We start from the raw sequence: 18,383 nt of genomic DNA, 5'->3' as shown, positions 1-18,383 counted from the left end.
AGAAGCTGCTGCGGGCCACCCGCCCGCTCGGAGGACCGAGATGAACAATGCATCACACCCCGTGACCCGCTCCCTGCTCGCCCCCATCCTGTTGGGGCTTTTGCTTCCGGTCACGGTCGTGTCGTACGCCGGCTGCAAGAAGGAAGAGCCGCCGCCGCCACTGCCGTCCGCAGCTCCCGTCAGCACCCCGAGCGCTCCCCTCGAGCTGGCCATCGAGGACGCTGGTGACGAAGGCGACGCGGACGCCGAAGCCGGCCCCAAGAAGACCGGGCCCTACAAGCCTGCGCCGAGCCTGAAGGCGTGCTGCAACGCGCTGGCTCAGAACGCCGCCAACGCGCCGCCCCCGACCAACGCGTACATGCTGCAAGCGGCCGCCGCCTGCAACGCCGCTGTGGCTCAGGGCAAGAGCAGCGGTAGCGTCCTTGCGGTCGTGCGGGGCGCCCTCAAGGGCGCGGGCATGCCCGCCGCCTGTCACTGATTGACAGTGATCGCGGGGACGGCGCCGGGGTTCGACCCGCCGTCCCCGCTGCGCTGGAGCGTCGCTTCGAGGGGCCGAGGGGTTCGGGGAGTGCGGCTTCAGCGGAGGTGGTCGAACCCGCGGTGCAGCGGGCGGGTGCGCCCCTCGCTTTCGAGCAGCGCGCCCTTCCCGCTCTCTACGCGGCCAATGCGCCGCGCCCAACGTGGGCGCTTTTCTCGCGGCCCCGTCGCCAAGAGCGCGTAGTCCTCGCCGCCCGTGATCGCCAGCTCCAGCGCCGTGGTGCCCAGCAGCTTCGCCGCCTCTTCGAGCTCGGGGCGAAGCGCGCGAGCGAGCGCCTGCGCCTCGACCACCACACGCTGTTTGCTCGCCTTCGCGAGGTGCGCCGCGTCGCCAGCGAGGCCATCCGAGACGTCGAGACACGCCGTCGCCCGCCCCACCAATGCCCTGCCCCGCGCCAAGAGCGCCGCGGGCCGCCGCCAGGCCTGAACACAGACGTCGAAGGCAGCGCGAGACACTCCTCGCGGTCGCCGCGCGCCGTGACGCTGCAGGAGCAGGAGCCCTGCGCGAGCGAGGCCGAGCTGGCCGACCAGCCAAAGCTCGTCGCCGTCGCAAGCCCCCGAGCGCGTCAGGGGCTCGTCCGCCCGGCCGATGGCGGTGGTGGTGATGGCGAGCACCGGCCCGCGCGCGATGTTGCCGCCGACGACGGGACAGCGGTGCGTGCCCGCCGCCTCGGCCTGTCCCCGCGCGATGGCATCGAGCTCGCGGCGGCGGGTGCCCTTGGGCAGCATCAGCGCCGAGAGCGCGGCAATGGGCGTGGCGCCCATCGCCCCCAGGTCGCTCACGGCCGCGGCAAAGGACCGGTAGCCGACGTCCTCCAGGCTCGAGAGCCGGCGCTCGAAGTGCACGCCCTCCACGCAGTCGTCGATGGTCCACACCACGCGTCCTGGTATGTCCAGCACTGCGCAGTCGTCGCCGATGGCGAGCTCCACGCCCCGCGCAGGCTGTCCGAACCGTGCGGCCAGGCGCTCGATGGCCTCGAGCTCGCCGAGGGCGCTCTTCGAGGTCACGCCATCGTCGTCCGACGACAGGGCAAGCGCACCACGAACACGGCACCCTGAGGCTGGTTGCCTTCGATGTGCACCGTGCCGTCGTGGGCGTCCACCAAGCGGCGAACGATGGACAGGCCGAGGCCGGTGCCGCCGTGCACGCGCGTCGAGCTCGAGTCCACCTGGTAGAAAGCATCGAACACCCGGGCCCGCTCCGCTTCCGGGATGCCAATGCCGGTATCGGCGACCCGAACCTCGATGGCAGCGCGGCGAGCCGACAACAAAACCAAGCCGCTGGTCTCGCCGTCGGGGGCGCGCTCGAGGACGCTCGGGGCCACGGCCAAGGTCACCTTGCCTTCGTCCGGCGTGAACTTGATGGCGTTCTCCGTGAGGTTCAAGAACACCTGGCGCAAGCGCTCGGCGTCCGCCCAGATCGTGGGCAAACCCGGCTCCACGTGGACGTCTATCGTCACTTGCTTCTTGCGCGCCGTGGGCGTCAGCGTCTGCGCGACGTCGCGGATGACGGGGGAGACGTCGATCTCCGCCTTGCGCAGGCTCATCGTCCCGCTCTCCAGCTTGGACAGATCCAAGAGCCCCTTGATGAGCTCCAGGAGCTGCTGGCCCTTCTCGTGGATGGTGGAAACGAACTCCTTCTGCTCGTTCGTGAGATCTCCGGCAATGCCCTCGTTCAACATCTCCGAGTAGCCGATGATGGACGTGAGCGGCGTGCGAAGCTCGTGGGACACCGTGGCGAGAAAGTTGCTCTTCAGGCGATCGAGCTCCTTGAGTCGATCGTAGGCGCCCTGCAGCTTGGTGTTCTTCTCGCTGAGCTCCCGGAAGCTCTCCCGCACGCTCGCCAAGTGCATGCTGGACGTGAGCAGCGCCTTGTGCCCCGAGAACAGGATCAGATCCAACGTCTTCTTGAGGTGGCGCCCGATCTGGAGCACCGTCTCTTCGCGAGCCCGGGGCATCTCGGCCAGCAGGTCCCGTACGCGCTCGGCGTCGATGGCGGGGTCCAAGGCGATGAGCGCGGGTCGCGGCTCGGTCTCGGTGGGCGGCAGGAACGGTCCCAGGATCAAGCGACCGACCTGCCGTTCGTCGTAGCTGATGCTCACGACCTGGTACACCGCGCCCGTCACGCACTCCTGGACGAGCTCGCCGTGTAGTCCTGGATTGGCGTTCTTCACCGCCATGACCACGTCGCCCAGCGCTCGGCGGCCGCCCTTGGTGGTGTTCAGATAGGCGTACAGGGCGGGCTGTTCCGTCGCGTCCGCCAGGATCGTGCCGCTTTCGCTGAAGATGCGAATCGGCACCCGAAACAGCTCGTAAAAAGACTGCGCCATCTCGCTGAGCGCGGCGCGATCCACGAGCTCCTCGAGGCTCGCGCCCTTGCCCAGCGTCAGCTCGTCGAGGGCCTTGTCCGGCGCCGAGGACGTCATCAGCCCAGCGCCTCCGGTCGCAGCACGTCGAGGGCGCCGCCCACGCAGGTACCGAGCAGCTCTTGCATGCTTCGCTGGTCCCCCAGGGAACCGGCCACCCGCTGGATGAACGCCGCCGAATCGAAGCCGAACTTCTTGTTCAGATCATGTTCCGCGTCGAGGGCGCTCCACGTCAGGTGCAGGAGTCCGATGAAGCTCTCCACCACTCCTTCCCCGCGGGTGGCCACCGCCAGGTACACGGGCTCGCGCCCTTGAGCGGCCAAGCTCGCGATCTCGTCGTCGCTGCGGATGTCGGGGAGATCCCGCTTGTTGAACTGAATGATCAGCGGCATCTGCTTGAGATTCAGTCCGTTGGACTTGAGGTTCTCCTTCAAGTCCATGAAGGAGTCGGCGTTGTGCTGCGTCTCCGCCGCCTGAGAATCGGCGATGAAAGCGACGCCATCCGCGCCCTGTACCACCAGGCGCCGGGTGGAGGCGTGGATGACCTGGCCGGGGACCGTGAAGACCTTGATCCGCACGTTCAAGCCGCCCTTGTCCCGGAACGTCAGCGGCAGGAGGTCGAAGAACAGCGTGCGGTCGTCCCGGGTTTCCAGCGTCATCAACCGGCCGGCGGTGTCCGGATTCGCGGCCTTGTGCAGCGCCTGGAGGTTCGTCGTCTTCCCGCTCAGGGCCGGGCCGTAGTAGACGAGCTTTATCGTGAGCTCGCGAGAGGCGAAATCAAGCTGCACGCTGGGTTCCTCCCCTGCCCGGCGGAAGCGTCATCGAGCTTTGCGTCGACACGGTGATTCGTCGCACGATAGCGCAGCCTTGCCGCGCAGATCACGCCCCTTGCGCCCGAGGTCGTCGCTGGGGCCGAAAACGGCGGAGGAGCGCCGATGAGCCGCATCGTGGTGCTGTTGTGGCTCGGCACGGCGGGGACGCGCGCCGCGGCCCAGCCCGACCTCGACGCCTGGGCCCAGGCGCGCTGGATCCGGCTTTCGGACCCCGCTCCGAGCAGTGCGACGCTCCAGCACTACGACCCCAAGCTCGTCGCCTCCATCGAGGGGCTCTTGGATCAGGCGCGGATCGCCGCCACGTCCCTCGACAGCGACACCGCCTTGGCCCGGGCCGGGGAGGCCAAGGCCATGCTCGTCGCGCATCCGGAGCTGCCCCAGGCCGGATGGCTGATGGCCGAACGTCACTTGGTGGAGGCGTCCATCCGCGGTGGAGTCGAAGGCGGCGCGGCCGAAGCCGAACGCCTCACCCGTGCGGCCCTGGTGCTGGAAGGCCCCCGCGCTCGCGCCGTGGGCGAGGACCGCGCGCCCGCGCAGTTGGCGGCGCCCACTACCATCGCCGTTCGAGGGCTCGCAGCCGACGACGTGCTGTACTGGGACGAAACCCGAGCGACGCCACCCCTGTCCACGCCCCCCGGCGAGCACCACGCTCGCGTGCTCCGGCGCGGCGAGCTGGTGTGGGCGGGGTGGGTCGCGGTGAAGCCGGCCGCGCGGGCCATCGCGCTTCCGGTTCCGTCCGCAGTGGCCTGCAGCCGCGACGACCTCGCGGGCGTGCGCATCGCCAAGGGACGCGTGCAGGCACCCGCGTCGGTTCGCTGCAGCGAGTGGGCCGTGGCGGTGCCGCGGCGGGGCGGCGGGGTGAGCGTCGCGAGCTGCACGGCTGCGAGCTGCGGGCCCCTGCTGGCGTGGAGGTCCGGCGACGGCGTCGTGTACTCGGGTCCGCCGCAGCCGCGGACCGAAAAGCCGTTCCCCACATGGGTCGCCGTCGGAGCGGGCCTGGGCGCAGCCATGGTCACCACCGTGGTGCTGTGGCGCGCCGGCGTGTTCGAGGGCTCGGAGCCAGGGCGTTCGCGCTGGGAATACGTGGGGCCCCAGAGCTCTTCCGCGGCGCTCAGATTTTGAGCGCGGTTCCGCGCCGCAGCGACATCCAAGCGCCAGGCGTGGCGCTCAGGCGTCCCAGCGAGCGCGGGCTTCGGCGATGGCTGACAGCACGCGGCTCCTGGCCGGACCACCCACCAGATCCCGACGCTCCACAGCGAGGGCGGGATCGAGCGCCCGAGCCACGTCGGGCCCGTCGAGGGCCGGATGCGCTTCGGCGAGGACGTCCCGCGGCAGCTCGCCGATCTGCACGCCTCGCTCCTCGGCGGCGCGCACGATGGCGCCCACCACGTGATGTGCCTCGCGAAACGGGACGCCCTTCTGCACCAGCAGATCGGCGAGATCCGTCGCGCACACGTGTCCTCCGCCGAGTGCGGCCGCGAGGCGCTCGCGATGGAACGTGGCCGTGGCGATCGCGCCGGAGAGCGCCCGAAGGCAGGTGAGCGCCGCATCGAACGCGTCGAAGATGGGACGCTTGTCCTCTTGCAGATCTCGGCCGTAGCCGAAGGGCAGGCTCTTCTCGAGTACCAACAGGCTCGTCACGGTGCCGACCAGGATGGCGCTCTTGCCGCGCACCAGCTCTGCGACGTCCGGGTTCTTCTTCTGCGGCATCATGCTGGAGCTGGTCGCGAAGCGATCCGACAGCGTCATGAAGCCGAACTCCTGGGTCGACCACAGCACAATCTCTTCGCCCATGCGCGACAGGTGAACCCCGAGGATGGCGAGCCCGCTCGCGAGCTCCATCAGGAAGTCTCGACTCGCCGTCGCGTCGAGACTGTTCTTCATCGCGCGCTCGAAACCAAGCGCTCGAGCCGTGGCCTCGCGATCGAGAGGAAATCCGGTCCCGGCGACGGCCCCGGCCCCTAGCGGAGATTCGTTCAGCCGCGTGAGGGCATCTCGAAGGCGTGCGCGATCTCGAAACAGCAGCTCTTGCCACGCCATCAAGTGGTGCGACAGCCGACTCGGCTGAGCGCGCTGCAGGTGCGTGTACGACGGCATCAGCGTGTCGATCTCGGTCTCCGCTCGATCCACGATCACGCGACCCAGCTCGGCGACGGCCGAGATCGCCTCTTCGGCCTTCCTTCGCGACCACAGCCGGAGGTCCGTGGCCACCTGATCGTTGCGGGACCGGCCCGTGTGGAGCTTGCCCCCGACGGCGCCGACGATCTCGGTGAGCCGGGCCTCCACGTTCATGTGGACGTCTTCCTTCTGACGATCCCACACGAGCTTCCCGCTCTCGATCTCGCTCGCCACCTGCTCCAGACCGCTGACCAGCGTCTTGGCTTCCTGATCGCTGATGACACCGGCGCTCGCCAGGCCGCGAGCGTGCGCCATGGACCCTTGGATGTCCTCGCGCCACAGCTCCGCGTCGACGTGCACGCTGGTGTTCAAGGCCTCCATCGCCTGATCCACGCCGTCGGGCAGGCGGCCGCCGCGAGCGACGCTCACGATGCCACCTCTCCACCGATGCGCCGCACGGCGAGGGCGGCGCGAAGCTCCTCCAGGCGCGCGCGCACCTCGGCGAGGCGCGTTTCTCCCCGCGTGCACGCTTCGAGCTCCTGGTCCCGATCTGCGCTTCCGTCGCGACGCTCTGTCTGCACTGCGGCGAGCACTTCGATGATCTCCTTGTGCAGCTCCTGACCCGCGGTCACCACCCACTGGTCGAGCCGCTCGGCGAACTCGTCCACCATCTGGTCGATCTTGGGGCCCACCTTGGCAGCGGTTTCGCGCAGCACCACCGGAGCGAGCTCCAGGGCGCGCTTCTTCATCTCCGCTTCCGTGCGGCCGCGATTCCACAGCGCGAGAGCGGGCGCCGCGGCGATCAACAAGCCACCGAGCAGGGCGTTGGCGAACAGCACGCCCATGCCCACGCTGAGCACCGCGAAGATGCCCACGTCGTATGCGAAGCGATCCACCTCGATGCTGGGAGTCACGAGGTCCGCGCCCATGGTGTCGCTGACACGCTTGCCGACGTCCTCGGCGTCGTCCTTGACGAGCGCCACCATGCGCTCCGCCAGCTTCTCGAGAGAAGCGCCGATCTCCCGCGTCTCCGCCTCCGCCCACTCCTTGAAGGCGTGCTCGAGGAACGGGCCGAGGTGCTGTTTCAAGTCGCTCGAAGTGGAGCGCTCCACCACCGCCGGGAGCTGCCGCACGACGTCGTCGCAGAAGCGATCCAGGTCGCGACGAGCCCAGGCTTTGATCGACCCGCTCTCCTCGCGGATCATCAATCGGCGCTCCTCGATGGTGTCCGCGTGACCGGCGAGGTCCTGGCGCAGGAGGTCGATGCGCTTGTCGAGCTGCGCCACGCTCATGGTGGCGGCACGGCGACGCGCGTCGATCCCGCGAGACAAGACGCCCGCCGCGGAGAGCCCCTCGCCCAATGCGTTGTCGAGCAGGATCTTGCCGCGCTCCTCTGCCAGGAACTGGGTCAGGTGCTGGGTCAGCTCGACCAGGCCGCTCTCCTCGCGACGCCCGGCCAGAGCCGCTTGGGCGCTCACGGCGAAGACGGGCGGCGCTTCCACCAGCGCACCCAGACGGTTTTGGACGTAGGCGAGCGCTTCTTCGCGCTCGGCCGGCGACCAGATGTCGGCTTTGGCCACCACGAAGACGATCTTGTCTCGGCTCTTGCCAATCAGTTGATGCTCGAGGAACTGGCGTTCGCTCTCCTTGAGGGGCTGCCCGGCGTCGATGACGAACAGCACGGCGTCGGAGCGCGGGATGTATCCGTAGGTGATCTCGGCTCGGGTGAGGGAGAGATCGTTCACTCCGGGCGTGTCCACCAGCACGATGCGCTCGCGCAAGAGCTCCGCGGGCAGCGCAACCTCGAGGTAGCTGACCGAGTCCTGGGATCGCTGTCCCCCAGCGGCGAAGGAGCGCACGTCGTCGAAGGGCAGCGGCTCGTCTGTACCGTCGGTGTTCACGACCCGCGCCTTTGGCTCTTCCCCCCACACGATGTGGTGGATCACCGCGGTGGTGGGCGTGACGCCGATGGGCAACACGTTCTGGCCCAGGAGCGCGTTCACGAAGGTCGTCTTGCCGTGATTGAACTCCCCGACCACCACCAGATGGAAGCGGTCGCGCTCCAGCTTCTGCACGACGTCCGCCGATACGCGGTCTGCAAGCGTGTTCGCGCCCACTTCGCGGCCGAGCTCCGTCAGCCCCGCGAGCGCGGAAATCACCTCGAGCTTGCGCTCGTGAAAGGCATCCAGCATGGCTTTCTCACTTGTCATGGCCCGACGCGGGCGACCAGGGTCAACCGACGACCTTGATGACGGAGTGGACCTGTTCGTCCACTTCCTCCATGGTCAGGCCGGTTTCACCTGCGCCGACGTGCTTTCGGAACAGCTCGCTCTCGCCGAAGGTGCGCAGGGCCAGCACGCGCTTGGGCAGCCACGGGTGGGTAGCCAGGATCTCGCTGAAGCGACCGACGCTCTCCTGCGCTTCCTGGTGCTGCTCCAGGAACGCCTCGATGTTCAGCTCTTGGTAGAGCTTCTGGGAGCCGAGGGCGAGCTTCGTCAGGGCCCGGAGGGCCACGTCCAGGTCCCCCGCACACAACGCCCCCGCGCGGTCGCAGGTGATCTCCGCGCGACGCGACCAAGCCCGGAGCGCGATCAACGCCGGCAGACTGATGCTACGGATGAAGAGCCCCGCCATGTGGGTGAGGTAGTGCATCGCGGTCAGATACACGACGTGGTTGTTGTGGATGTGCCCGCACTCGTGGCCAATCACGCTCTTGAGCTCTTCGTCGGTCAGATGATCGACGAGAGCGGAGTGCACCATGATGAAGGAATCGTCGTTGGTGCCGTAGGTCGCCGCGTTGAGGTGGGGATTGTTGACCACGTACAGCGTCGGCGTCGGGATGCCCAACGTGCGAGCGCACTGCTCCGCCAAGCCATGAACTCGCGGGAACTGGCGCGGCCCGACCTTCACGGCGTGGCCGAGCAGCTCGGCCTTGCCGATGTGCTTGAACATGCGCACCCCGGCGGCGACGGCCAGCTCTACGGGTTTCAGCGTCTCGAAAGTGGCCCGTGTCTTCTTGTCCCAAGAGTAGGTGTAGGCGTGGGTGTCACCGCTGTCTTCCACCCCCGGTTGCGTCTTCTTGCGCCCAGCGACGAAACCCTCGAAATCCAGCTCTCCAATGCTCGCCACGTCGGCTCTCCCTTGCTTCGGACCAACGGGCCTAACGTAGTTCTGGGTCGACACCCGCGCAATCAGGGGAAGCGCACCGCGCCGGCCTCCAGCGCGTCCAACCGCGCGAGGAATCGCCGGAAGTCACGCGCCGGAGGCGTCCCCGGCGGCGCCCGCATCGCGTAGTCGGTGATGCGCGTAGTGGCGAAACGCAGCGCGGCAATCGCGGCTTCCGTCGGCAGGCTGGCCTTCTCCCGGGCCGTGAGGGGTCGCTCGCGGTCGTAGGCGGAGATCATTGCCCGCACCAAGCGGTCCTGGAAGCCGTCCGAGTAGCACCAAGCTTCCACGGTCACCATCAAGTCGTAGACGAACGGCCCATGGCATGCGCTCTCGAAATCGAGGAGCGCGACGATGCCATCGGAACCGAACAGGACGTTGTCTCGGAACAGATCGCCGTGGATCAAGCCCGCCGGCAAGGATGGTTCCCGCAGGCGTTCGTAGTGAGCCAGACGCTCGCGAATGAAGCGCACGTCCGAGCGATACTCCGGAGCGTCGCGCTCGATCCGCTCCAGACGACGCCGGAGGTCGCCGAGACCGAAACGCCCCGCCGGAATACGGCGGACGTCGGTGGAATGCACGCGGGCCAGTGCGGCGCCCACGCGAAGAGCGTCCGCTTCGCTCACGGTGGCTTGGCAGCGGATGTGCCCCTCCACCCAGGGGTAGACGGAGAAGGGCTTGTTTTCGTGCATGCAGAACGCGTCCCCCCCGCCCGTGCGGATAGCGCGAACGGTGGGCACGCCCGCTTGGGACAGCTCGTCGAGGAGCAAGAGCTCCGCCCGCGCACCAAGCTCGTCCGCCTCCTCGTAGATGCGCGCGAAGAGCACCTCCCCGCTGCTGGTGGTGATGCGGAAGTTCGAGTTCACGCTGCCGGCGGCGAGGGGCTCGAGGGCGATAACGTCACGACCGTAACGCTCGAGGAGGTGTCGGGCCGCGGCCATCGATAGCTCGGTGAGCTTCGCCATGGTGCAAAAGATGCCAAATCCGCCGGAGTAGGTCACCCGCCTCGACGCCGACACCGCTCGTGATTATCTTCGGGACTCTTGTTCCCCCACTGAATGCCTGAAGTCTTCGGAAACACCACCGGGCTCGCCCCCAGCGCACTCAAGGCGCTGGAACGCATCTATCGTCGTCGGGTCCCCCTCGATCGGATCGCGACGCCGGAGCTCGTGCGCTCGCTGGCGGAGGCGTCGCGAGAAACGGGGCGTCAGGTTGGCGCCCTGGTGCACCGTTCGGGAGACGTGGACACCGTGGTGGTCGGCAGCCCCACCGGCCTGATGTTGCCGGACATCGGTCGCCTTCGCGCGGCGCGGGGGCGTTTCCGGGCGCTCCGCCTGGTCCACACGCACCTGTTCAACGAACCCCTCACGCGGGACGACCTCGTCGACCTGACACGCCTCCGGCTCGATCTCGTCGCGGCGGTGCTGCTCACCCCCGAGGGCGAGCCGCGCTCCATGACCTGGGCCACCAACGTGCCCGTTCGCCACGAAGGCGAGACGCCGTATGAGGTCACCGGCCCCATCCCCTACGGCCACGCACAGCCCAACTTCGGGGAGCTGATCGGCGCGCTGGAGCGCGAGTTCGCGGAGCGCCTGCGCTTGCGGGAGGTCCGCGCCAAGGACGGCCGGGCGATCCTGGTGCACGTTGGAGAGAAACGCCGCCCGGGCGGCATGCGCCGGGCGGAAGCGCGACTCGCGGAGCTCGCCAGCCTTGCAGAAACCGCCGGGGTCGCGGTGGTGGACCGAGTCATTCAGCTTCGGGACCGGGTGGACCCCAAGCTCGTCCTGGGCCGCGGCAAGCTGGAAGAGGTCGAGATGCGCGCCATCGACCTGGATGCCGAGACCCTCATCTTCGACCTGGATCTGACACCCGCGCAGGCGAGCGGCATCGCTCGCCACACGGATCTCAAGGTCATCGATCGCGCCCAGCTGATCTTGGACATCTTCGCTCAGCGCGCCGAGACCCGAGACGGCAAGCTGCAAGTGGAGCTGGCGCAGCTCAAGTACGCCCTGCCCTTCTTGGCCCAGAAGGACGACGCCTTGAGCCGCCTCACGGGGGGCATTGGCGGCCGCGGCCCGGGTGAAACGAAGCTCGAGATCGGACGCCGGCGCGCTCGCGAGCGCGTCACGCGGCTCGAAAAGGAACTGAAGAGCTTGGCTCGGCAGCGCGCCGAGCGTCGCCGGCGTCGCGCCCGCGCGGACGTGCCGGTGGTGGCCATCGTCGGCTACACCAATGCCGGCAAGAGCACCCTGCTGAACACGCTGACGGACGCCGGAGTGCTGGCAGAGAACAAGCTGTTCGCTACGCTGGACACCCGCGCCCGGCAGCTTCGACTGCTGGACGGCCAGTTCGTCATCCTGACGGATACCGTGGGGTTCATCCGGGACATGCCCAAGGATCTGTTCGCGGCCTTCCGGGCCACCTTCGAGGAAGCGGCCGACGCGGATTTGCTGCTTCAGCTCGTGGACGCGTCCGATCCCGAGCACGGCGAGCACGAGCGGGCCACGGAAGATCTCTTGAAGAAGCTCGAGCTCGAGCGCATCCCGCGGCTCTTGGTCTACAACAAGCTCGACCTCTTGAGCGGTCCGGAGCAGCACGCCCTCGATCAGCTACCGACCGCGGTGGCCACCTGCGCCCTGCGTCGTGACACCACCCGCACTCTCCTCCGGCGCATCGCCGAGGAGCTCGAGCTGGGCGGCCACCTCACGCCCCGCGCGCCGGAGACGGACGAAGTCGAGCGCCCCACCTGGGCCTGAGGAGCTCAGGCCCGGTCGTCGTCGCGTCGCGGCCGACGGTTACACTCCAAGATGCGCTTGCGAACCCGCACGGCCCCCGGCACGACCTCGACCAACTCGTCGCGGTCGATGTACTCCAGCGCCGTGTCGATGCTGAGCAAATGGGGCGGCGATAGGATCACGTTCTCGTCGCGCCCCGCGGCGCGGATGTTGGTGAGCTTCTTCTCGCGCGTCACGTTCACGTCCAGGTCGTTCGCGCGATTGTGCTCGCCGATGATCATGCCTTCGTACACCTCGATGCCCGCCTCGATGAAAAGCACCCCGCGAGGCTGCAGGTGGAACAGCGCGTAGGGCGTGGCCGTGCCCGGGCGATCCGCGACGATGGAGCCGTTCTGACGCCGGAGCATCGGCCCGCGATACGGCTCCCACCCTTCGAACAAGGTGTTCAACAGGCCCATACCGCGCGTTTCGGTCATGAAAGAAGAACGGAAACCGATGAGGCCGCGGGAGGGCACCACGAACTCCATGCGCGCGCGGCCGAAGCCCAGATTGCTCATCTTCACCATGTGGCCTTTGCGCTCGCCGAGGCGGGTGGTCACGGCGCCCACGTACTCGTCCGGCACGTCCACCACCACGCGCTCGACGGGCTCCATCCGTTGTCCATCGATCTCGCGGGTGACGACCTCCGGCATGCCGAGAGCGAACTCGTAGCCCTCCCGGCGCATGGTTTCCGCGAGGATGGCCAACATCAGCTCGCCGCGCCCGAACACGCTGAACACGTCCGCGGAGTCCGTCTCTTGTACGCGGAGCGCCAGGTTTCGCTTCTGCTCCCTCAACAGGCGATCCCGCAGGTGCCGAGAGGTGACCCACTTCCCCACGCGCCCGGCGAAGGGCGACGTGTTCACGCAGAAGCTCACGGTGATGGTCGGCTCTTCCACCGAAATCCGCGGCATGGCTTCCGGCGAGTCCGGGTGGGCGACGGTATCGCCAATTTGCACGTGCTCGAGGCCGGCGATGGCGACGATGTCCCCGGCGCTGGCCGAATCGGTCTTCACGCGCCGAGCCCCCTCGAAGCGAAACATGCTGCTCAGCCGCTCTTGGCTCTTGTCGTCCTCCTGCAGCAGCGCCACTTGCTGGCCGACCTCCAGCCGTCCGCGCCAGATGCGACAGATCCCCAGACGTCCCACGTAGTCGTCGTGCTCGATGTTGTGCACCAAGGCCTGGAGCGGGGCCTCGGGATCGCCCGTGGGCGCCGGCACGTGCTGCTTCAGCACGTCGAACAGCGGCTCGAGATCCGTCCCTTCTTCCTCCAGCTCCCGCTTGGCGATGCCCTGCTTGCCGATGGCGTACAGGGTCGGGAAGTTCGCCTGCTCGTCGCTGGCCTCCAGCTCGCAGAACAAGTCGAAGACCTCGTTGAGCACCTCGTCAGGCCGAGCGTCCTGTCGATCGATCTTGTTGATGACGACGATGATGGGAAGCCCGAGCTCGAGCGCCTTCTTGAGCACGAAGCGCGTCTGCGGCAGAGGGCCCTCGGCTGCGTCGACCAACAGCAGCGCTCCATCCGCCATCTTCAGCGTGCGCTCCACCTCGCCGCCGAAGTCCGCGTGTCCTGGAGTGTCGATGATGTTGATGAGCAAGTCGCCGTGGTGCACGCTGGCGTGCTTGGCCAGGATGGTGATGCCCCGCTCGCGTTCCAGGTCCCCGGAGTCCATCACCCGCTCCACCACGGCCTCGTTCTGACGGAACACGCCGGTCTGCCTCAGCATGGCGTCCACCAACGTGGTTTTGCCGTGATCGACGTGGGCGATGATGGCGACGTTACGGATGGCGTCGCGAGAGATGCTGGACATGGAATCTGGGCTCCTTTGGGGGCGCCCGCGTAGCCCGAAGCAGCGCCCCGAGCAAGGACCCTGGCGTTTTTGTGCGCAACTCCCGGTGTTGGGCCCCGAAAAGGACCGCGTGTCGCGCTGTTGGCTCCTGGTTCCGTTGCTGCTCTCCCTCGTCGGGTGCGCGGGTCGTTTTGGCCGCGCCGTGCACAGCTACGAGGAGTCTCGCTTCCCCGACGCGATGGCCACCTTTCGGAGCATGGAAACGGAAGAGAAGGATTGGTCGGAGGACGAGCAGACGCGCTACGCGCTGTACCGAGGCCTCACGCATCTCGCCGTCGGTGACGCGCGCGCAGCGAGCCACTGGCTCGGCCTCGCGAAGCGCGCGACCGAGCGCAAACCGAAACTATTGAGCGTTTCGGATCAAGAGCGGCTCGCCGTCGCGTGGCGCGCGCTCGGCTACATGCCCGGCGAAAACAGTCGCTACTGACTCGTGTGCTCAACCTGCACACATGCACGCACTCGCAGACTTGATTGACGTCATGAGGCGCGGCCCCGTAACCTAGGTTACGCAGCGGGCGCTTGTGCCCGCGGGCGACCCAGGAGCGAGCGATGACACGAGCGAGGACGCGCGCACCCGAGCCGCGATGGACGTTCGCAGTGAAGGCCCTGATCGGGGCTGCGAGCGTCGCGGCGATGGCTGGATTCGGCTGTTCCAGCGACTCAGGAGACGGGGGTGGCAGCGGCACTGGCACGAATGGTCAGTGCCTCACGGAGCGCGATTACTTCGCGAAGAAGGTGTGGGCGCCGGTGATGGCGAAGGTGTGCATCAAATGCCACTCGCCCGATGGCGTGGCCACGGAAGAAAACGCCAAGCTCCTCCTGCTGCCGCCCTCCTACCCCGGCTTCATGGACGCCAACCTGGACAGCGCGCGCCTGATCGCCAAAACGGAGTTCGAGGGCAAGAGCGAGCTCTTGCGCAAGCCCCTGGGCGAGATGGACCACGGCGGCGGCAAGGTCATCGAGGAGGGCAGCGCCGAGTACAAGGCGCTGCAAGGCTTCGTGGAGAAGCTCGCCGCCGCAGACAACTGCACCGGCGCCGCCTCGGTAGCGGACTTCGGCGACGTCACCTTCCTCGACCCTCTCGAGACATTGCGCAAGGCCAGCCTCCAGCTGGTAGGGCGGCTGCCGACACCGGCGGAGGTCCAGGCGCTGCTCGATCAGGGTGATGCGGGCCTCGAGCCGCTCCTCGACAAGATGATGACCGAAGATGCGTTCTTCGATCGCGTCAAGGAGATGTACAACGACCAGTTCTTGACCGACCGCTACCTCGGCTACAACGGCTACGCGGTCGACATCTTGAACGACACGCAATACCCGAACTCCGGCGACTCCTACGACAACCTGTCGGACGACGAGAAGAAGAAGATCAACCTGGCGGTGGCCCGCGAGCCGCTGCAGCTGGTCGCCTACATCGTGAAGAACGACCGGCCCTTCACCGAGATCCTCACCGCCCCCTACACGGTGATGAACCCGTACTCGGCGAAGATCTTCAACGCCAAGCTGCAGTTCGACGACCCCACCAACGAAAACGAGTGGAAGGAAGGCCAGATCATCGCCATGGGCGACACCAGCAAGGGTGAGCCCGCGGAGATGCCGCTGCCGACCTCCGGGTTGCTCACCTCTCCGGTGTGGTTGAATCGCTTCCCCACTACGCCCACGAACGTGAACCGCCACCGGGCGCGCATGGTGTTCAAGTTCTTCTTGGCGACGGACATCCTCAAGATCGCCGAGCGCCCCATCGATCCCACGCAGGCCACGAACTACGCAAACCCCACGCGGGAGGACAACTCCTGCAACGTGTGCCACCGCATGATCGATCCCATCGCCGGCGCGTTCCAGAAGTTCGACGACAACGACCAGGAGAAATACGAGCCCAACAACTCCTGGCACCCGGAGATGTTCCCTCCCGGCTTCGGCAAGGAGGTGATGCAGACGAACGACTACGACAACGCCCTGGGCTGGCTCGCCCAGCGCATCGTCCAGGACCCGCGCTTCACGCTGTCTGTCGTCTACACGGCCTTCACCGAGCTGACCGGTCAGGAACCCCTGGCCTACCCGCCCGACAGCGACGCCCCCGGCTTCGAGCATGATCTAGCGGCGTGGGAAGCCCAAGACGCGCTGTTCCGCAAGATTGGCGATGCCTTCGTGGCCAGCAACTTCAATCTCAAGACGGTGTTCAAGGGAGTGATCCTCTCGCCCTATTTCCGGGCCAAGAACGCGACGGGAGAGGTCTCGCCGGAGCGCGCCCTGGAGCTGTCCGCCGTCGGCACCGGCCGACTCAGCATCCCGGAGGTGCTGGGCCGCAAGATCACCGCCGTCACGGGCCTGCCTTGGGGCAAGGGCAGCGGCTACTACAAGACGGACTACCTCTCGAGCGATTACCGCATCCTGTACGGCGGTATGGATTCGGACGACGTCACCCAGCGGCTCACGGTGCCGAACGGCATCATGGCCAACGTCGCTTGGCGCATGGCCGACGAGGTGGCGTGTCAGACCACGGCTTGGGACCTCTCGATCGACAAGCCCTCGGATCGCTACCTGTTCCCCTACGTGAACGTGGAGGACACGCCGGACAGCAATCCGGATGCGATCAAGAAGAACATCCAGTACCTGCACGCACAGATCCTGGGTGAGGCGCTCGACCTCGGCGACCCGGAGGTCTCGCGAACCTATCAGCTGTTCGAAGAGACGTGGAAGGAAGGTCAGGCCAAGATCGCCTCGACAGAGGTCAGCGAAAACCTGGTCTACGCCTGCCGCGCTCGCAAGAACCCCTACACCGATCAGGATCTGGCCGACGGCGACAAGCTGGAGAAGGATCCCGACTACACGGTCCGCGCTTGGATGGCGGTCGTGACCTATCTCTTGAGTGACTACAAATTCCTGTACGAGTGAGGAGAGCCCCAATGGATCGTCGAAGCTTTTTGAAAGCCGCGGCCCTCACCGGGCTCGCCGTTTCCGCCCCGGTCGTCACCCGTGACGTAGGTGCAGCAGAGCCCTTCGCGGGTCCCTACTGGATCATGGTCAACGCGGGGGGCGGCTGGGATCCCCGGTTCATGTTCGACCCGACTCTGAACCCCGACTCCAACCGCATCTACACGGAGATCAAGCAGGTCGGGAACATCAAGTGCGCTGGCATTCCGATGGACGTCGGGGCCATCGGCATCGACGCCGGGAACGAACAGTACTTGATGGACAACGAGTCGTTCCTGAACAAGTTCGGCTCCCAGCTGTGCGTGGTCAACGGCATCGATACATCGACCAACAACCACGACGCCGGTAACCGCACCATGTGGTGTGGGCGCATCGCGGAAGGCTACCCCGCGCTGGGCGCGCTCATCGCCGGGGCCAAGGCCCCGGACAAGCCGATGGCCTTCATCTCGAGCGGCGGCTACGACGCCACGCAGAACGTGGTGCCCCTCACGCGCGTCAGCAGCGTGAGCACCCTGCGCAAGGTGGCGTACCCCAACAACGTGGATCCCAACGATCTGACCGGGGACACCTACCACACCAAGGAAACCTACGAGCGCATCGCCATGTACCAGGCGAAACGCAACGAGGCCCTACGCGGAGCGCAACACCTACCGCGCCTCAAGGACTCGATGAACGCGCTGTACCTGGCGCGCCTCAGCGAGAACGAGCTGCAAAACCTGAAGCTACCGGACAATCCCGTGGACCTGCCCAATCAGCTTGGGGATCTCGAGCGCTTGTGCCAGCAGGCTCAGCTCGCCATCGCGGGCTTCAAATCGGGCCTCGCCGTGGCAGCCAACGTGAGCATTGGCGGCTTCGACACCCACGGCAACCACGACACCAACCAGCGGCGTCAGCAGCAGAAGCTCCTGGGTGGCATCAACTTCATCATGGACGAGCTGGCGGCCCAGGGCCTCGCCGGCAACACCTACGTGGTCGTGGCCTCCGACTTCGGCCGCACGCCCCACTACAACGGCACCAATGGCGGCTCTGGCAAGGACCACTGGTCGATCACCAGCTTCTTGGCGATGGGTCCGAGCATCTCGGGCAACCGCGTGATCGGCGCCACCACGGATGCCGATCAGAAGCCGCTGAACGTCGACCCGGGCAGCCTAGCCACGCTGGACAACAGCAGTGACGGCGTTCGCATCCGCCCGGAGCACATTCACCGCGCGCTCCGCAACGTGTCCGGCATCACGGGCAGCGACGTAGAGGCGAAGTTCCCGCTCCCCGGCGAGGACCTACCCCTCTTCGGCTGACCCTCAACGGAGCGCTTCCGGCACCCGTCGGAACGCGCTCCGCACCGCCCCCCGCACCGCCGATTCCTTCACGGAAGCGCTCTCGCCGTCTTCCACGGCTTTGGCGCGGCCTTCGATGATGGCGCGGAGCGCGCCGCCCCGCGCACTCCGCAGCGTTGCGCTCACGACCGCCGTGGACTCCGCTTGTCGCTTTCGCGACTTCACGTCCATCTTGGTCAGGGTAGCGCTCAGCACGTAGCGTTCGCTCGGGTGCACGTTCGAAAGATCCAACGAGCGCAGCTCCGCTTCCACGGCGCTGCGGAAGGTCCGATCGACCCGCACGTCTCCCTCGGCGGCGCGGTTTTTCACCTCGCCTAGGGCCACCGGTGAGCTCTTGGCGTCCGCCGCCAGTGCGAACAGCACCGCCGCAAGGACGATCCCAACACTCACACCTCTACCCACACCGAGCCGTGCGCGACCGACCATGCTCGCCTCCTTCAGACGCCTGCGGCTGCCGCTGACGAAGAGTCGGCCG

15 protein-coding genes are annotated in these 18,383 nt (G+C 67.2%); 6 read left to right on the top strand and 9 right to left on the bottom strand.

The window, feature by feature from the left end:
• The first annotated feature begins 40 nt into the window (after positions 1-40).
• Positions 41-478 carry an acyltransferase gene (locus tag H6717_07090; protein MCB9576774.1) on the top strand — a complete coding sequence of 146 codons (438 nt, stop codon included), beginning with the start codon at positions 41-43 and terminating at the stop codon, positions 476-478.
• A 98-nt stretch (positions 479-576) separates the two neighbouring features.
• Here the strand turns inward: H6717_07090 and thiL are convergent, their stop codons facing one another.
• The 3 genes from thiL to H6717_07075 are packed head-to-tail and all read right to left on the bottom strand — an operon-like array spanning position 577 to position 3,691.
• The gene (gene thiL / locus H6717_07085; GenBank protein ID MCB9576773.1) at positions 577-1,545 is read right to left on the bottom strand and encodes a thiamine-phosphate kinase; all 969 of its coding nucleotides are present in this window, start codon (positions 1,543-1,545) and stop codon (positions 577-579) included.
• Positions 1,542-2,963 carry a PocR ligand-binding domain-containing protein gene (locus H6717_07080; protein ID MCB9576772.1) on the bottom strand — a complete coding sequence of 474 codons (1,422 nt, stop codon included), beginning with the start codon at positions 2,961-2,963 and terminating at the stop codon, positions 1,542-1,544. The genes thiL and H6717_07080 overlap by 4 nt, the downstream gene beginning before the upstream one ends.
• The gene (locus H6717_07075; GenBank protein MCB9576771.1) at positions 2,963-3,691 is read right to left on the bottom strand and encodes a gliding motility protein; all 729 of its coding nucleotides are present in this window, start codon (positions 3,689-3,691) and stop codon (positions 2,963-2,965) included. Before H6717_07075 ends, H6717_07080 begins: the two co-directional genes overlap by 1 nt.
• Positions 3,692-3,838: 147 nt before the next feature.
• On the opposite strand from H6717_07075, the gene H6717_07070 reads away from it, so the two are divergent.
• The gene (locus H6717_07070) at positions 3,839-4,858 is read left to right on the top strand and encodes a hypothetical protein (protein ID MCB9576770.1); all 1,020 of its coding nucleotides are present in this window, start codon (positions 3,839-3,841) and stop codon (positions 4,856-4,858) included.
• Between the two features lie 45 nt (positions 4,859-4,903).
• Here H6717_07070 and argH read toward each other — a convergent pair whose 3' ends face one another.
• From argH to H6717_07050, 4 genes are all read right to left on the bottom strand, one after another.
• Positions 4,904-6,235 carry an argininosuccinate lyase gene (gene argH, locus H6717_07065; protein MCB9576769.1) on the bottom strand — a complete coding sequence of 444 codons (1,332 nt, stop codon included), beginning with the start codon at positions 6,233-6,235 and terminating at the stop codon, positions 4,904-4,906.
• 44 nt (positions 6,236-6,279) lie between these two features.
• The gene (locus H6717_07060; protein MCB9576768.1) at positions 6,280-8,046 is read right to left on the bottom strand and encodes a dynamin family protein; all 1,767 of its coding nucleotides are present in this window, start codon (positions 8,044-8,046) and stop codon (positions 6,280-6,282) included.
• Positions 8,047-8,086: 40 nt separating this feature from the next.
• Entirely contained in the window at positions 8,087-8,983 is an 897-nt protein-coding gene (locus H6717_07055; protein MCB9576767.1) for a M48 family metallopeptidase, read from the bottom strand.
• Between the two features lie 62 nt (positions 8,984-9,045).
• On the bottom strand, positions 9,046-10,038 hold the full coding sequence (locus tag H6717_07050; GenBank protein ID MCB9576766.1) for a homoserine kinase: 993 nt from the start codon (positions 10,036-10,038) through the stop codon (positions 9,046-9,048).
• A gap of 39 nt (positions 10,039-10,077) precedes the next feature.
• On the opposite strand from H6717_07050, the gene hflX reads away from it, so the two are divergent.
• Positions 10,078-11,775 carry a GTPase HflX gene (gene hflX / locus H6717_07045; protein MCB9576765.1) on the top strand — a complete coding sequence of 566 codons (1,698 nt, stop codon included), beginning with the start codon at positions 10,078-10,080 and terminating at the stop codon, positions 11,773-11,775.
• A 5-nt stretch (positions 11,776-11,780) separates the two neighbouring features.
• Here hflX and typA read toward each other — a convergent pair whose 3' ends face one another.
• On the bottom strand, positions 11,781-13,604 hold the full coding sequence (typA, locus tag H6717_07040; protein ID MCB9576764.1) for a translational GTPase TypA: 1,824 nt from the start codon (positions 13,602-13,604) through the stop codon (positions 11,781-11,783).
• Between the two features lie 109 nt (positions 13,605-13,713).
• Here typA and H6717_07035 point away from each other — a divergent pair, with 109 nt between their 5' ends.
• The 3 genes from H6717_07035 (at position 13,714) to H6717_07025 (ending at position 17,869) form a co-directional block, all read left to right on the top strand.
• The gene (locus H6717_07035; protein ID MCB9576763.1) at positions 13,714-14,070 is read left to right on the top strand and encodes a hypothetical protein; all 357 of its coding nucleotides are present in this window, start codon (positions 13,714-13,716) and stop codon (positions 14,068-14,070) included.
• Between the two features lie 170 nt (positions 14,071-14,240).
• Positions 14,241-16,535: a DUF1588 domain-containing protein gene (locus H6717_07030; GenBank protein ID MCB9576762.1), complete on the top strand. Its 2,295-nt coding sequence runs from the start codon at positions 14,241-14,243 to the stop codon at positions 16,533-16,535.
• 11 nt (positions 16,536-16,546) lie between these two features.
• On the top strand, positions 16,547-17,869 hold the full coding sequence (locus H6717_07025) for a DUF1501 domain-containing protein (protein ID MCB9576761.1): 1,323 nt from the start codon (positions 16,547-16,549) through the stop codon (positions 17,867-17,869).
• A gap of 3 nt (positions 17,870-17,872) precedes the next feature.
• On the opposite strand, the gene H6717_07020 is transcribed toward H6717_07025, so the two are convergent.
• The gene (locus H6717_07020) at positions 17,873-18,334 is read right to left on the bottom strand and encodes a hypothetical protein (protein MCB9576760.1); all 462 of its coding nucleotides are present in this window, start codon (positions 18,332-18,334) and stop codon (positions 17,873-17,875) included.
• Between the last annotated feature and the right edge of the window lie 49 nt (positions 18,335-18,383).

Source organism: Polyangiaceae bacterium, from assembly GCA_020633235.1.
Classification (GTDB): Bacteria; Myxococcota_A; Polyangia; order Polyangiales; family Polyangiaceae; genus JACKEA01.
This window is presented reverse-complemented; position numbering and strand designations above follow the sequence as displayed.

Excerpts from the sequence above, each read along its gene's own strand:
- H6717_07060 (MCB9576768.1), bottom strand. The coding sequence starts at position 8,046 with ATGCTGGATGCCTTTCACGAGCGCAAGCTCGAGGTGATTTCCGCGCTC.
- H6717_07070 (MCB9576770.1), top strand. The coding sequence starts at position 3,839 with ATGAGCCGCATCGTGGTGCTGTTGTGGCTCGGCACGGCGGGGACGCGC.
- H6717_07090 (MCB9576774.1), top strand. The coding sequence starts at position 41 with ATGAACAATGCATCACACCCCGTGACCCGCTCCCTGCTCGCCCCCATC.
- H6717_07080 (MCB9576772.1), bottom strand. The coding sequence starts at position 2,963 with ATGACGTCCTCGGCGCCGGACAAGGCCCTCGACGAGCTGACGCTGGGC.
- hflX (MCB9576765.1), top strand. The coding sequence starts at position 10,078 with ATGCCTGAAGTCTTCGGAAACACCACCGGGCTCGCCCCCAGCGCACTC.
- argH (MCB9576769.1), bottom strand. The coding sequence starts at position 6,235 with ATGGAGGCCTTGAACACCAGCGTGCACGTCGACGCGGAGCTGTGGCGC.
- H6717_07025 (MCB9576761.1), top strand. The coding sequence starts at position 16,547 with ATGGATCGTCGAAGCTTTTTGAAAGCCGCGGCCCTCACCGGGCTCGCC.
- typA (MCB9576764.1), bottom strand. The coding sequence starts at position 13,604 with ATGTCCAGCATCTCTCGCGACGCCATCCGTAACGTCGCCATCATCGCC.
- H6717_07020 (MCB9576760.1), bottom strand. The coding sequence starts at position 18,334 with ATGGTCGGTCGCGCACGGCTCGGTGTGGGTAGAGGTGTGAGTGTTGGG.